Below are 13,089 nucleotides of genomic sequence, written 5' to 3'. Positions count from 1 at the left end.
CCGGAACCGGCAACAAAGATTGTCGACTCACGAGGGCCGGTGCACTCTCCCCGGCAGCGCACCGAGGCCGAGCACCGGCCCGGGCCGCCGGCCACGCCGTCTCCCCGCCCCACCCGCCGCCACCCGGCGGCCGGGCCGGAGGAGGCCGTGAGAGAACGGAGTTCGTGTTGAAACCGATCGACGAGGGACGCGGGACAGTCGCCGCCGGCGGCGCCGGGAACGCCGGGGGGACGACCTCGCCGGGAGGAGCGCTCGCCGCGCTCTCGCTGGCCACGGTGCTCTCCTCGCTCGGCGCCGGCAGCGCCAACGTCGCCCTGCCCACGCTGGCGCACGTGTTCACGGCCTCCTTCCAGCAGGTCCAGTGGGTGGTCCTCGCCTACCTCCTGGCCGTCACCGCCCTGATCGTCGGCGCCGGACGGCTCGGCGACCTCGTGGGCCGCCGGCGGCTGCTGCTCGCCGGGATCGCGGTGTTCACGGCGGGCTCGCTGCTGTGCGCCGGCGCGCCCCACCTCTGGCTGCTGATCGCCGCCCGGGCGGTACAAGGTCTCGGGGCGGCCGTCATGATGGCCCTCACCATGGCGTTCGTTGCCGAGACGGTTCCCAGGGCGCGGATCGGCAGGGCCATGGGAATGCTCGGGACCATGTCCGCGATCGGTACCGCCCTGGGTCCCTCGCTCGGCGGCGTGCTGATCTCCGGGCTCGGATGGCGGGCGCTCTTCCTCGTCAACGCGCCGCTGGGACTCCTGACCCTGCTCCTCGCCCGCCGTCACCTCCCGGTCGACCGGCAGGCGAGCGAACCCGCCGGCGCGCGGCCCGGCTTCGACCGTGCGGGCATGGCGCTGCTGGCCCTGACGCTCGCGGCCTACGCCCTCGCCATGACCCTGGGGCGCGGCGGCTTCGGTGCGGCGAACGCGGCCCTGTTGGCGGCCGCCGTGCTCGGGGTCGTCCTCTTCGTGCGGGTCGAGGGGCGCGTCGCGTCCCCGCTGGTCCGGTTGGCAGCGTTTCGTGACCCGGTCCTGAGCGCGGGCCTCGCCGCCGGCACGCTCGTCACCACCGTGGTCATGGCGACGCTCGTGGTCGGGCCGTTCCACCTCTCGCGCGGGCTCGGACTCGACGACGCCCTCGTCGGACTGGTCCTGGCCGTCGGGCCGGTGGTCGCCGCGCTGACGGGTGTACCGGCCGGGCGGCTGGTGGACCGCTTCGGAGCGCGCCGCACGACCTGCGCGGGACTCCTCGCGATGGCCGCCGGCGCCGCCGCCCTGTCGATGACACGCGTGACGTCGGGGGTCGTGGGCTACGTCGTCCCGCTCGTGGTCGTCACCGCCGGATACGCGGTGTTCCAGACGGCCAACAACACCGCCGTCATGGCGGAGATCGCCCCGGAGCGTCGGGGCGTGACCTCCGCGCTGGTGAACCTCTCGCGCAATCTCGGGCTCGTCACCGGTGCGTCCGTGATGGGAGCGGTGTTCACGTTCGCCGCTGCCTCGGACGACGTCACGACGGCGAGCCCGCAGGCCGTGGCGACGGGTGTGCGCTTCACCTTCGCGGTGGGGGCCGCGCTGATCCTCTGCGCACTCGCCCTGGTGGTGGGCGGTGGTCTCCTCGCGAGGGCGTACGCGTCGCGGGCGACCGGCGGTACGGACACCCGCCCCGGCGGTAGGAACACCACCCCCGGCGCGGCGGGGACGCCGCCGGCCCGCGCGGCCACCGACCCCGGCGGGGGCGGGCGCTGACCGCATGTCCGGCGGTACCTCTTCGGCCCGACCCGGCACCCGCCACCCACGCGTGTGCGTGGGTCGAGCCGCGGGAAGGCCGCAGGCGCCGGGCCCGGGAGCGGGCGCGGCGCCGCAGTCAGGCCGTGGCCAACTGCGGGATCAGCCGGAGCGCGTTGTCGTGGTGGATCCCCCGGACCTGTTCGGGGGTGAGGGCCGGGTCCGCGTCGAGCGCGGGCAGCGCCAGGTCCAGCACCGTGTCGGGGGGCGCGGCGGGCCAGTCGGTGCCGAACAGGATGTGGTCGGCGGGCGCGTGGGCGAGGAGGGTCGCGGCCGGCGCCATGGGGCCCGCCGTGTCGTAGTAGAAGCGCCCGAGGTGTTCGCGGACCGCGGCGGGCTCGATGGGCGGGTCGCAGAACCGTCCGAGAGCCTCCAGGCGCGGCGCGATGTACGGGAGGAAGCCACCGGCGTGCGGCAGGATCACCGAGATGTCCGGGAAACGGTCGAGCGTCCGCCTGCTGATCATGTTCACGGCGGCCCGTGTGGTGTCCAACAGGAAGTCGCACATGAAGTTCGGGATGCCGGGGACCGTCGGCGCGCCGGGAGGACCACCCGGGAGGTGGTGCGGGTGGGTGTCCACCACGGCGGAGGCCTCGTTCAGCTCGGCGAACACCCGGTCGTAGGAAGGGTCTCCGAGGTAGACGCCGCCGTAGTTCGCCGTCACGTTCACACCCACGGCGCCGAGCTGCCCGAGTCCGCGGCGGATGGCCCAGGACGAGGAGTCGAGGTCGTCGAGGAAGAGCGGCACGTAGTGCAGGAAGCGGCCCGGATGGGAGGCGCTCACCTCGACCATCGAGCGCAGCGTGATGGTGATCGCCTCACGGAGCTGCGCCGACGACCGGTAGCGGGCCGGCAGCATCGGCTTGAGCACCGCCGTCGTGATGCCCGCGCCGTCCATGAACCGGACCGCCTCCTCGATGCCGAGCCCCGCCCAACGCGGCAACTGCCTCGGATCGATCAGCTCGTGGCGCTCGGCCCACTCGCGCCATTCCGGAGCGCAGTAGTGATGGTGCATGTCGATCTTCGGCCGGGTTCCGTGCCCCGAGTCGAGTACCGGCGAGGAATCGTCCGTGGCGACCCGGGCGAGGTCACCGACGAGGTCACCCGTGACCGTCGAGGGGAGCAGGAGCCCCTCGATGGACGCGCGCACCAGGCGCAGGCCGGAGGTGGTGTTCGTGGGGTTCTGCATGCCAAATCACCGTCCCTCGGATCGGTTCACCTGTGGGCGGAAACAGAGGTCGTGGCCGATCGGTGCGTCGGCGCGGGCGTCTCGACCGGGCGCGAGGGCTCCAGGACGAGCCGCAGTCGCTCCAGCCCGCGGAACGCCGCCATCGGCCCCTTGAGCCACGCCCCCGCGGGCTCCTCGTCCGGTGCGATCTCCATCTCCGGGAACTCCCGCAGCAGACAGGAGAGCGCGATCTCGAGTTCGAGCCGTGCCAGGGGCGCGCCCAGGCAGTAGTGCGTTCCGTGCCCGAAGCCAAGGTGCGTGCCCTGGAGTCCCTCGCGCGTCACGTCGAGGTCGTCGGGGCGGTCGAACTTCTCCGGGTCCCGGTTCGCCGACGAGATGGCGATCTGGACGAGGGACCCCTTGGGGATCACCGTGCCCCTGATCTCCGCGTCCTGCGTCGCGTAGCGGAACGTCGACGTCTCCACCGACCCCTCGAAGCGCACGATCTCCTCGACCGCCCGGGGGATCAGAGTGGGGTCGGTGCGGAGCGTCGCCAGCTGATCGGGGTGGAGCAGGAGATCGAGTACGGAGTTCCCGATCTGGTAGGCGGTGGTCTTGTGCCCGGCGAAGAACAGGACCCACAGCGACGACACCAGCTCCGCGTCGTCCAGGGCCTCCTCCGCCCTGATGATGTCCCCGAGGAAGCAGTCCGAGGGGTTCGCCCGCTGGTGCGCGATCAGCCGCCGCAGTCGATCCTGCAGCCACTCCTCGGCGGCCTTCAACTCGGCCTTGGCCGCGGGGTTGAACCGGGAGCGCGTGACCACGGCGAACTGTTCCAGGATCTCCGGGCGATCGGCCTCCGGGATCGTCATGAGCTCGCACAGGACCGAGATCGGCAGGGGGAACGCGAACGACGACATCAGATCGACCGTGTTGTTCTTGCGGCACTCGGTGAGGAGGCGCTCGGCGATCTCCGTGATCCCGGCCCGCATCTCCTCCACCCGTCTGGGGGTGAAGGCGCTCCGCAGGACACGGCGCAACCGGGTGTGCCGGGGCGGGTCCGAGAACAGCACGTTGTCGTCCAAGGCGTCGAAGAAGTCCCCGAACACGGCGTGGTAGATGTCCATCGCCCCGCGCATGTTCTTGCTGAAACGCGGGTCGGACAGGGCGTCCCGGGCGTCGTCGTAGCGGGTGATGAGGTACGTCGCGACGCCGTGCGGAGGGGTCAACCGGGCCACCGGATCCCGCTCGCGCAGGCCGGCGTAGACGGGGTGGGGACACGAGCGGTACTCCGGCGCGCCCTTGGACACGGCCGCCACGAGGTCGTGCACGGCGGCTCCGCCGTCCGTCGTCGCGTTCTCCTGCGTCATGTTCCGCACCCTCCGTGCCACTCGCCTGTGTGGACTCAGCGGTTCCCCGACGGGAGCGTTCGCAAAACGGGGCTTGGTTCGTTCGAGTCAGGCGGCCCGTGCCGGACGTGCGGAACGGGTCGGCCCTCGCCGTCCGGCCGCTCGGCCGTTTGGCGGTCAGTCGTCCGGTCGCCGTGCGGTCGGGTCGCGTGGCGGGTCCGGTGGGCCGGGACATCATGCTGCTCGTCGAGCAACCAGCCCGCCACCGAGGAGTCCGCGCATGGCTCGCAGCACCACCCTGGTCCTCATCACGACCGCGACACTCGCCCTGACGGCGGCCGCCGGTCCCACCGTCGCGTCCGCGGCATCCGGCGCGGACACCGGCAGGGCCGCCGCCGACCGAGCCGTCACCTACCGGGCGACCGCCCCCTTCCTCCGGCACGCCGGCGGCGTGAAGGCGGGCTACGTCCCCGACAAGTACTGCGTGGCCGACCCGGCCGGCACGGGCGCCCTCGGCTACCCGCATTTCAACCACGCGTACGACAACTCCGTCGATCCCGCCAAGCCCGCCGCGCTGTACTACGAGGACGACGGCCGCGGCGGCAAGCGCCTCACCGGGGTCCAGTGGCTGGTCTACGACAAGGACCAGGACCTCACGACGGACGGCGACCGCCCGAAGCTCTTCGGCCGGTCCTTCACGGGCCCGCTGCGCGGACACTTCCCCGGCCAGCCCGTCCACTACGCCCTGCACATGTGGCTGTGGAAGGAGAACCCCAAGGGCACCTACGAGACCTACAACCCCGCGGTGACCTGCCTCCCCGGCACCACCCGCCCGAAGCCCCGGACCTGACCCGGGCCCCCGGGTCCGGTCGGCTCGAACCGCTCGGCGGCCGGCCGCCGAGCGGCTCGCCGCGCTACCGCTGATCGGATTGGAAGAGGGTGGTCAATTCCAGCTCCACCGCGCGGACTTCCTCTTGACGGTCCATGTGGATCAGCTGCTCCCTGTACAACGTCAGCGAATGGACGAGGAGTTCCACGCGCTCGGGCTCCAGTGCGCACACGCGGCGCGCGGCGGCGACCGATTCCGCGTGGAGGGCCGCCGCGATGTCGGGACGATCGGCGAATTCCCGCCGGGCGTACTTGCCCAAGGCGATGGCCAGCAGGGGGAGATACGCCAGGGGACTCACCTGGGCGAGCACACGGTAGGCGGCGACCCGTTGGTCGAGGGGCGGCTTCCCGGAACCGAGGAGAGCCACTCGTGCTCGAAGGACCGCGTGGTGATTGATGTGCGCCGAGGGATTCATGAGGGAGATTCTCAAATCCGAACAGGCCCCCGAACAAGGGAGATCGGCTGTGTCGTCAGTCCTACAAAAAAGCCGTCTGACCTGTCATGATGGAGTCACCTTCACCCCTGTGAGCCCCTCGACCGCCGGCCGATCGGACCACTGAGGGGGCGAATCCCGGCGGTTGGACGACTCGATTCCGCCCGGCGTCAACGCGTCTCGCGGGCCGCCGCGAAGTCCAGGGGATGACCGACCGGCCGGGGGACACCGGGTGCAGGGCCCCCGGGAGCGCCGCCGCGGCGGCTGCGGGCGCCGGCGGTCCCGACCCCGCCCGCCGCGTGTCCGTACGCGTCTCGATCCACGCCTTGATGCCATGTGGTGCCCCCCACTCTCCGGGTCGACCGGATCGACGGGAAGCGTCATGGCGGGCGCCCGGCGCCCCCTGCCGGCATGCGATCTCGGCCGGCGCCTGCGCGCCGGACCGTGCCGGCACGACCGTGGGCCCACCCCGGAGTGCGGGGTGGGCCCACGTGACGTACGGCGTGGTCGGCGGCGCTACCAGCGGTACCAGCGTCCGCTGCTGCCCTTCGGCCGGGCGACGAAGCCGATCAGCCAGAGGATCAGGACGATGATCGCGACCCACCAGAGGATCTTGAGTGCGAAACCCGCACCGAAAAGAATCAGTACGAGCAGAAGTACGAGAAGAAGGGGAACCATGGTTTATCGACCTCCGAATGTCCGTCTGCCCGACCGCGTGTTCGGCATTTTCTCTTCTTACTCGATTCTTATGCCGGACGGGCGGTGGGTACACCCGCCTGGTCGAGAAGGGAATGGAACCGGTGAAAGCGGAGCCGGGGCGTTTGAAGTCCGATTTTCTGGTCAGGTGCCGCGGGGTAAGCGTTTTCAACCGCATGGGAGTGATGACCGTGTCCGGTGAGCAGAAGGCAAAGGCCAAGACCGAGCAGGCCAAGGGCAAGATGAAGGAAATCGCCGGCCGTGCGGTGGGGAACGAGCGTCTTACCGCCGAGGGCCGGACCGAGCAGGTCAAGGGCGATGCCCGCGAGGCGAAGGAAAAGCTGAAGGACACCTTCAAGCACTGACCGAAGCCAAGCACTGACCGAAGCGCTGACCGAGAGCGCCGGGCCGAAGCGTCGACCCACGCGGCGCTCACCACAGGGGCCGGACCTCCCCACGAGGGGTCCGGCCCCCGTCGTCGTACCGAGCCCCACCCGCGAGTGACCCGGCTCCCGAGTGCTCCGGCGGCGCCGCGCGCGACGCACGTGTGAGAACGGGGGCCCTGGGCAGGCGGTGATCGAAGGCGCCCGCCGCCCCCGCCGCGCGGTGGTCGGGCAGGGCGGGCGCGTCGATCCGGAGATGAGGGAGCAGCTCGTGAACGTGAACGTGTGGGGATACCGCGAGACTTCGGGCCGACTGGAGGCCATCGACCTGACCGGCTTCAAGGTCGAGGCGGCCGACGGGGACATCGGCAAGGTGAGCAAGCACTCCGACGACGCGGGGTCCTCCTACATCGTGGTGGACACCGGCCCGTGGATCTTCGGCCGGGAGGTCCTGCTGCCCGCCGGCACGGTCATCCACGTCGACGTGGCACAGGAGAAGATCTACGTCGACCGCACGAAGGAGCAGATCAAGGCGGCTCCGGAGTTCGTGAGCGAGAAGCACATCGGCGACACCGACTACTACAGCCGGATCGGCGGCTACTACGGCGGTTTCATCGGCTGACACCCGGACCGGCCCCTCGGCCGCGCCCGTAGGCTGTGCCACATGGTGATCAAGGCGCAAGAGGCGGATCGGGACCGGCTGCTTTACGGATGCATGGCGCTCGGCGGCGGATGGGACACGGAGCCGTACGGGCCCGGCGACATCGACGCGGCCGAGGCCGCGATCGAGGCGGCCCTCGACAGTGGCATCACGGGATTCGACCACGCCGACATCTACCGGCACGGCAAGGCCGAAGCGGTGTTCGGCGAGGTCCTCTCCCGCACCCCCGGTCTGCGCGAACGCATCACGCTCCAGACCAAGTGCGGGATCCGCCTCGCCGAGGGCGGACGCCCCGGCATCTACGACCTGCGCGGCCCCACCATCGTGCGGCGGGTCGAGGAGAGCCTCTCCCGGCTCCGTACGGACGTCATCGACGTCCTCCTCCTGCACCGGCCCGATCCGCTGGCGGACCCGGCGGAGATCGCCGAGGCGCTCACCTCGCTACGCCGGCAGGGGCTGGTCCGGGAGTTCGGCGTGTCCAACATGGGCGGCGCCCAGATCGCGCTGCTCCAGTCCCACCTCGAATTCCCGCTGGTCGCCAATCAGTTGGAGATGAGCCTGGACCGTCGGGACTGGCTGGAGGACGGCGTGCTCGTGAACACGCCCGGCGCGGCGGAGAACGGGTTCCCCACGGGGGCGATCGAGTACTGCCTGACGCGGGGCGTTCGCCTGCAGGCCTGGGGAGCCCTGGCGCAGGGCCGGTTCACCGGCCGTCAGGAGAGCGAACGGGAGCACGCGACGGCGCGCCTGATCGCCAAGCTCGCCGGTGAGAAGGGCACCACCCCAGAAACGATTCTGCTGTGGTGGCTGCGCCGGCATCCGGCCAGGATCGTGCCGGTGGTGGGCAGTGGCCGCCCGGAGCGCATTCGGGCCTGTGGGGACGCCGCGCGACGAGACCCGGAGCTCAGCCACGAGGAGTGGTACGAGCTGTGGCTCACGGCGCGCGGCGTTCCCCTGCCCTGACCGGGCGAGGGCCCTCGCGGACGGGTGTCGTTCCGTAGGGACGTCTCCGGCCGTCCGCTCGGCGCCGGCCTCAGCCGACGCTCCACGACCAGGTGCCGTCCGCGCTGATCAGGTACGCCAGGATCGCGAGGTCGGCGACGCCGAGCACGAGGCCGAGGCGGGCGCGCCCCGGGCGGCTCGTGCCGCGGTGCAGGGCGAGGGCGGCGAGGGTGATCGCGATCGGTCCGAGCACGAGGTTCATCGCGAGCAGACCCACCAGGCCGGAGAGGAACGAGACGACGGCCATGCCGTCGGTCTCGCGGGTGGTCCCGGCGCTGCCCGTTCCGGCTTCGCGGTCGGCGGCGTCGGCGCGGTCGGCCTGCCCGTGGGCGGATCCGGGTGCAGTGTCGCGGGTGGCGGTGTCGCCGCCGGCCGCGGTGGGGACGTCGACTCGGCTGTCGTCGAGGTCGGTGGGGTCGTGGGCGGTGCGGTCCAGGGTCGTGCGGTGGGATGTCATGAGGAACCCTCCTGACGGCTCGCGGATCGGTGGTGGCGCGTGGTCCGTTCACGTACGGCGAAGATCAGCAGCCAGGCGGCGATCACGGCCGTTCCGATGAGGGTGACCGGCGCCGGGACGTGGGCCACGGTTCCCAGCAGGACCCCCAACAACATGAGGGCCGCAACGAGGAAGAGCATCGTGCTTCCTCCCAAAAATGGGTGACAGTTGTTCACTGACTACCCAGTCTAAATGGTGGCATGCGGTTGCCGGGGGATCGGGGTTTACTTTCCGACATGAGTCAGACCGTCGGGGCCCGTCAGGCCCAACGCCACCGCACCCGCCGGGCCTTGCTGGACGCCGCCCTGTCGCTCCTGGAGGAACAGAGCCTGGGGAGCCTGGGCCTGCGGGAGGTGGCCCGTACCGCCGGCGTGGCGCCGACCGCGTTCTACCGGCATTTCGCGGACATCGAGGAACTGGGGATCGCCCTGGTGGACGAGGCCTTGGAGAACCTCCACGGCGCTGTCCGCTCCCTCCTGGGCGCCTCGGGGGACGCCGACCGGCGCCTCGACGAGGCCGTCGATCTCATGGCGGAGCTGGTGCGCACGTACCCCGGACACCTGCGATTCATCGTCCGGGAACGGCACGGCGGGGTACGCGGGGTGCGGGAGACGATCGCCGGTCGGCTCGACGCCTTCGCCCGGGAAGTGGCCGAAAGACTCGCCTCCGATCCGCTCGGCGCGGGCTGGAGCCCGGCGGACCTCCTGATGCTGGCCCGTCTGTACGTCGACCACATGGTGATGACGGCCTCGGCCTACCTGGCCGCGGCGTTGGAGGACAACGAGTGGGCCGAGGTGACGGACACCGCCCGCCGTCAGCTGCGACTCATCCACCGGGGGCGATTGAACTGGGTCGACGGGACCCGGGCGTGAGCACGCGGAGCGGGGCCGACCGGGTGACGGGCAGGCGTGTCAAGCACCCGTAAGGCCGACGCCGTGGTGATAGTCGGATCGGCGGTGCCTGGCGTGACCGCCTACGGCTGGACAGGGCGACGGGAGTGTTGAGCGATGGTGAAGAAGACGGCGACGGCGTGCGTGCTCGCGGCAGGCCTGCTGATCGGGCCCCTGGGGGCCTCGGGTTGGGCGGCCGGCGCGGGTACCGCAGCGGGCGCGGCCCACCGGGCGGGAGTGGAGGCGGCACCCAAGCCCGTCCACACCTTCGGCGTCGTGGTGTCGAAGTGGGGCGTCAACGTGCGGAGCAAGCCCACCATCCACTCGAAGGTCGTGAAGACGCTCGCTCCCCACCGGCGCATCGGCCTGGTGTGCGAGAAGCGCGGCAAGTGGGTCGACGGCAATCCGATCTGGTACCGCGTCCACGGGGTCAACGGCTGGGTCGCGGCCCGCTACGTCCACAACCTCCAGCCGATCAGGCCCTGCTGACCGGAGCGCCGGACGGGTCGCGCCGGGAGCGCGGTGACCCGTCCGGCGCGAGCGATGACGGTCGTCGCGCCGGCCACCGGGAGGACCGGGACGGCGCGGACGTCACGGTCGGACGGCGGCGTGTTCGAGTACGGCCCGGACCTCGGAGGTGATTGCGCTCTCGTTGCGTTCGAACTCGGGTCCGGTCAGGACCTGGGGGTCGGCCGGCAGTCCGGTCAGTACCGGGGTGTGCAGGTGTCCGCCGGGCATTCCCGGTGCGAGTTCGACGCGCAACCGATTGGAGCGGTAGGCCACTTCGTTGGAGAGGTAGCCGCCACCACCGCCCTCCACGGCGCGCGACCCGGGCGTCGGGCCGTCGGTACGGTCCACCGGCGCCGTGCCCCCGGCGGGAATCTCGGTGACGGCGCGGTTGAGAAGCACCGGATAGGGCGTCTGCACGGCGGCGGTGACCGCGTCGGCCGGCAGGGTGGTCCGGATGAACTCCGCGCCCCGGCCCATACCGGGAGCGGTGACCGGATGTTCGCGGGTGCCTCCCGAGAGGGCGCGGGCGTTGTCCGGGTACGGGTCGGCCGAGCGTGCGCGTCCCGCCCAGTCCTCCAGGGTGAAGATGCCGGGGTAGCCCTGGCTGACGGTGGTGATGACGTCCGCCCGCTGGGCGCCGGCGGCCAGGTGCGGGGCGAAGGCCCGTTCCACCATGCCGGCGTCGAAGTCGGCGTACCGCACGGGGAGTACGACGGCCCGGATCTCGGCGCGGCTGCCGTCGGCGAGGGTGACGCGGAGGCCGTTGAGGCGCAGGGCCGCCGATCCGGACGGGTTGGCGCGGCGGATCTCGGCGTCCAGCCCGAACGGGTCGAAGCCGCTGATGAACACGCGCCGCACGCCGGGAGCCGACCGGAACCCGTTGTCGGTGAGACCTCGGGAGGCGTCCTCGAAGCGGGCCCGCAGCGCACGCCGGTCGACGGCGAAAGCGGGCTCCCAACGGGCGAGCGCGGCGGTCATCGCCAGCCGGGTCCAGTACAACGGCCGGTCGTCGCCGGTCGCGAGATCACCGCCGGGCCGCTGCCCCTGGGCCCGGCTCACGGCCGACTGCCACAGGGCCTCGCCCCAGCCGTCGAGGAGCCGTTCGGCCTCGGCGGGGCCGCGCGTCCCGCACAGCGCGGCGGGGAACCGTCGTACGAAGTCGCCCAACCCGGCACGCTCGACGAGGGCGGTCGTCCTCGGGTCGGACAGTCGCGCCTGCTCGGCGTCGAGTGGCGCGGAGGTCGAGGTGCGGCAGGGGGTGCGCTCGTCCGCCGTGGCGGCCGTGGCGACGGTCAACGGGATCAGGGTGGCGAGAAGGGCCGCGGCCGACGCGGTACGCCGTAAGAACATCATGCGATGTGACATTACTTAGGCTCCCCGGCCCCCGACAGGCACCTTCGCGCCGGAACCCATCGGAACCGACCGGACGCGCGACACGGGACGGTCCGGCGGTCACGGCCACTCCGAAGCGACAGACTGTGCGGACCGTTCGTCCCACACCGGGAGATGCCGTGTCAGACCACGCCGAAGCCGACATCGTGAGCGGTGACCTCGTGAGACGGTTCGCCACGCGGCTGGGCCTCGTCGGCGCGCTGACGGCCCTGCTCCTGACGGCCGGCCCGGCCCGGGGCTCCGAAGCCCCGCCCCGCACCGGCTTCGAGACGACGGCCGGCGCACGCTGGACCACCGGGGCCGAGGAGCGGGACTTCCTCGACGCCGTCGACCGGGGCGGCGACCGGGCCGCCCTGCTGCGGATCGGCACCACCAGCCAAGGTCGTCCGCTGCGCATGGTCGGCATCGGCGACGGCAGGGCGCCGCTCACCGTGCTGCTGGTGTGCGGCCAGCACGGCGACGAACCGGCGGGACGCGAAGCCTGCCTGACGGCTGTGCGCGATCTCGCGTACGCACGGGACCCGGCGACCCGGCGCCTCCTCGCGACCGCCACGGTCCTGGTCGTCCCGAACGCGAACCCCGACGGCCGGGCCGCCGGCACCCGGACCAACACCGACGGCGTCGACGTCAACCGCGACCACGTCGCCCTGACCTCACCCGAGGCGCGGGCCGTCGCGGGCGTGCTGCGCGACCGGCGCCCGAACGTCGTGTTCGACCTGCACGAGTACCGGTCGACCCCCGGCACGTACGACAAGGACCTCTTCGACCTCTGGCCGCGCAACCCCAACACCGACCCCGCCGTGTACGCCCAGTCCCGCCTGCTGTCCGAGGCCCACGTGCGCGACACGACCCGCGCCGCCGGGTATTCGACCGGCACCTACGGAATCCGGACCGACCCCGTCACCGGCGCCCCGATCGGGCAGACGGCGGGCGACGGACAGGAACACATCCTGCGCAACGCCGCCGGCCTCAAACACGCCGTCACCCTGCTCGTCGAGAGCCGCCTGGAGCCGGCGGGTGCCACGGAGAAGGCCGACCCCACCCGCAACCACCTGCGCCGCGTCGACTCCCAACTCGCCGCACTGCGAGGTCTGTTCCGTTACGCGGTACAGGAGGCCCGGCCGCTCGCGGCCGCCACGGGGCGGGCGCGCGTCGCCGGATACCGGGACGAGGGGGCGATCCGCTGGGCCGGCGCGGACAACCGGCCCGCGTCCCCGGCCGAGACGCTGACCGAACCGCCGTGCGGATACCGCCTCACCGCCGCCCGTTACGCGCAGGTGCGTGAGCGGCTCGCCCTCCACGGCGTACGGGTCACCGCTTCCGGTACGGGCGCGTTCGTTCCCCTGCGCCAATCCCTGCGCATCCTCGTCCCCCTGTTGCTCGACGGCCGGGCCGCGCACCATCTCACGGCGGGGGAGCCGGTGTTCGGCTGCTGAGGTCGCCTCCCG

The 13,089-nt window shown here is 72.0% G+C and carries 15 protein-coding genes; 8 read left to right on the top strand and 7 right to left on the bottom strand.

The features are described from left to right. Window positions 1–167 precede the first annotated feature (167 nt). On the top strand, window positions 168–1,733 hold the full coding sequence (locus OHA84_RS04560) for an MFS transporter (protein WP_266973223.1): 1,566 nt from the start codon (window positions 168–170) through the stop codon (window positions 1,731–1,733). 118 nt (window positions 1,734–1,851) lie between these two features. Here the strand turns inward: OHA84_RS04560 and OHA84_RS04555 are convergent, their stop codons facing one another. Both OHA84_RS04555 and OHA84_RS04550 read right to left on the bottom strand, forming a co-directional pair. Continuing rightward, window positions 1,852–2,961 carry an amidohydrolase family protein gene (locus OHA84_RS04555; RefSeq protein ID WP_266973224.1) on the bottom strand — a complete coding sequence of 370 codons (1,110 nt, stop codon included), beginning with the start codon at window positions 2,959–2,961 and terminating at the stop codon, window positions 1,852–1,854. A 26-nt stretch (window positions 2,962–2,987) separates the two neighbouring features. Next, window positions 2,988–4,310, bottom strand: coding sequence for a cytochrome P450 (locus OHA84_RS04550; RefSeq protein WP_266973226.1), 1,323 nt, complete (start codon window positions 4,308–4,310; stop codon window positions 2,988–2,990). Between the two features lie 259 nt (window positions 4,311–4,569). Here OHA84_RS04550 and OHA84_RS04545 point away from each other — a divergent pair, with 259 nt between their 5' ends. Further along, a complete protein-coding gene (locus OHA84_RS04545) occupies window positions 4,570–5,139 on the top strand; it encodes a hypothetical protein (RefSeq protein WP_053682361.1) in 570 nt (189 codons plus the stop codon). A gap of 64 nt (window positions 5,140–5,203) precedes the next feature. Here the strand turns inward: OHA84_RS04545 and OHA84_RS04540 are convergent, their stop codons facing one another. Continuing rightward, window positions 5,204–5,593 carry a hypothetical protein gene (locus tag OHA84_RS04540; protein WP_266973228.1) on the bottom strand — a complete coding sequence of 130 codons (390 nt, stop codon included), beginning with the start codon at window positions 5,591–5,593 and terminating at the stop codon, window positions 5,204–5,206. A 534-nt stretch (window positions 5,594–6,127) separates the two neighbouring features. After that, window positions 6,128–6,289, bottom strand: a complete 162-nt coding sequence (locus OHA84_RS04535) for a hypothetical protein (RefSeq protein ID WP_053682363.1) — start codon at window positions 6,287–6,289, stop codon at window positions 6,128–6,130. A gap of 203 nt (window positions 6,290–6,492) precedes the next feature. On the opposite strand from OHA84_RS04535, the gene OHA84_RS04530 reads away from it, so the two are divergent. From OHA84_RS04530 to OHA84_RS04520, 3 genes are all read left to right on the top strand, one after another. Then, entirely contained in the window at window positions 6,493–6,672 is a 180-nt protein-coding gene (locus OHA84_RS04530; protein ID WP_053682364.1) for a CsbD family protein, read from the top strand. A 289-nt stretch (window positions 6,673–6,961) separates the two neighbouring features. Further along, window positions 6,962–7,312: a PRC-barrel domain-containing protein gene (locus OHA84_RS04525; RefSeq protein ID WP_107089316.1), complete on the top strand. Its 351-nt coding sequence runs from the start codon at window positions 6,962–6,964 to the stop codon at window positions 7,310–7,312. Between the two features lie 42 nt (window positions 7,313–7,354). Next, window positions 7,355–8,314, top strand: a complete 960-nt coding sequence (locus OHA84_RS04520) for an aldo/keto reductase family oxidoreductase (protein ID WP_234350258.1) — start codon at window positions 7,355–7,357, stop codon at window positions 8,312–8,314. Window positions 8,315–8,384: 70 nt separating this feature from the next. Here the strand turns inward: OHA84_RS04520 and OHA84_RS04515 are convergent, their stop codons facing one another. Together OHA84_RS04515 and OHA84_RS04510 are read right to left on the bottom strand one after the other, a co-directional pair. Continuing rightward, on the bottom strand, window positions 8,385–8,810 hold the full coding sequence (locus tag OHA84_RS04515; protein WP_266973229.1) for a hypothetical protein: 426 nt from the start codon (window positions 8,808–8,810) through the stop codon (window positions 8,385–8,387). Next, a complete protein-coding gene (locus OHA84_RS04510; RefSeq protein WP_053682365.1) occupies window positions 8,807–8,989 on the bottom strand; it encodes a hypothetical protein in 183 nt (60 codons plus the stop codon). The genes OHA84_RS04515 and OHA84_RS04510 overlap by 4 nt, the downstream gene beginning before the upstream one ends. A gap of 96 nt (window positions 8,990–9,085) precedes the next feature. Here OHA84_RS04510 and OHA84_RS04505 point away from each other — a divergent pair, with 96 nt between their 5' ends. Next, window positions 9,086–9,721 carry a TetR family transcriptional regulator gene (locus tag OHA84_RS04505; RefSeq protein ID WP_266973230.1) on the top strand — a complete coding sequence of 212 codons (636 nt, stop codon included), beginning with the start codon at window positions 9,086–9,088 and terminating at the stop codon, window positions 9,719–9,721. 135 nt (window positions 9,722–9,856) lie between these two features. Then, window positions 9,857–10,228 (top strand): SH3 domain-containing protein, encoded by a 372-nt coding sequence (locus OHA84_RS04500; RefSeq protein ID WP_266973231.1) that lies wholly within the window; start codon window positions 9,857–9,859, stop codon window positions 10,226–10,228. Window positions 10,229–10,330: 102 nt separating this feature from the next. Here OHA84_RS04500 and OHA84_RS04495 read toward each other — a convergent pair whose 3' ends face one another. Next, complete coding sequence (locus OHA84_RS04495) at window positions 10,331–11,614, bottom strand: pyroglutamyl peptidase (RefSeq protein WP_371591319.1); 1,284 nt, start codon at window positions 11,612–11,614, stop codon at window positions 10,331–10,333. A gap of 188 nt (window positions 11,615–11,802) precedes the next feature. On the opposite strand from OHA84_RS04495, the gene OHA84_RS04490 reads away from it, so the two are divergent. Continuing rightward, window positions 11,803–13,077: a M14 family metallocarboxypeptidase gene (locus OHA84_RS04490; RefSeq protein WP_371591576.1), complete on the top strand. Its 1,275-nt coding sequence runs from the start codon at window positions 11,803–11,805 to the stop codon at window positions 13,075–13,077. The last annotated feature ends 12 nt before the right edge of the window (window positions 13,078–13,089 follow it).

It is taken from the genome of Streptomyces sp. NBC_00513 (assembly GCF_041431415.1).
Taxonomy (GTDB): domain Bacteria; phylum Actinomycetota; class Actinomycetes; order Streptomycetales; family Streptomycetaceae; genus Streptomyces.
The sequence above is the reverse complement of the archived record's forward strand: the minus strand, read 5'-3'. Positions and strand labels throughout refer to the sequence as shown.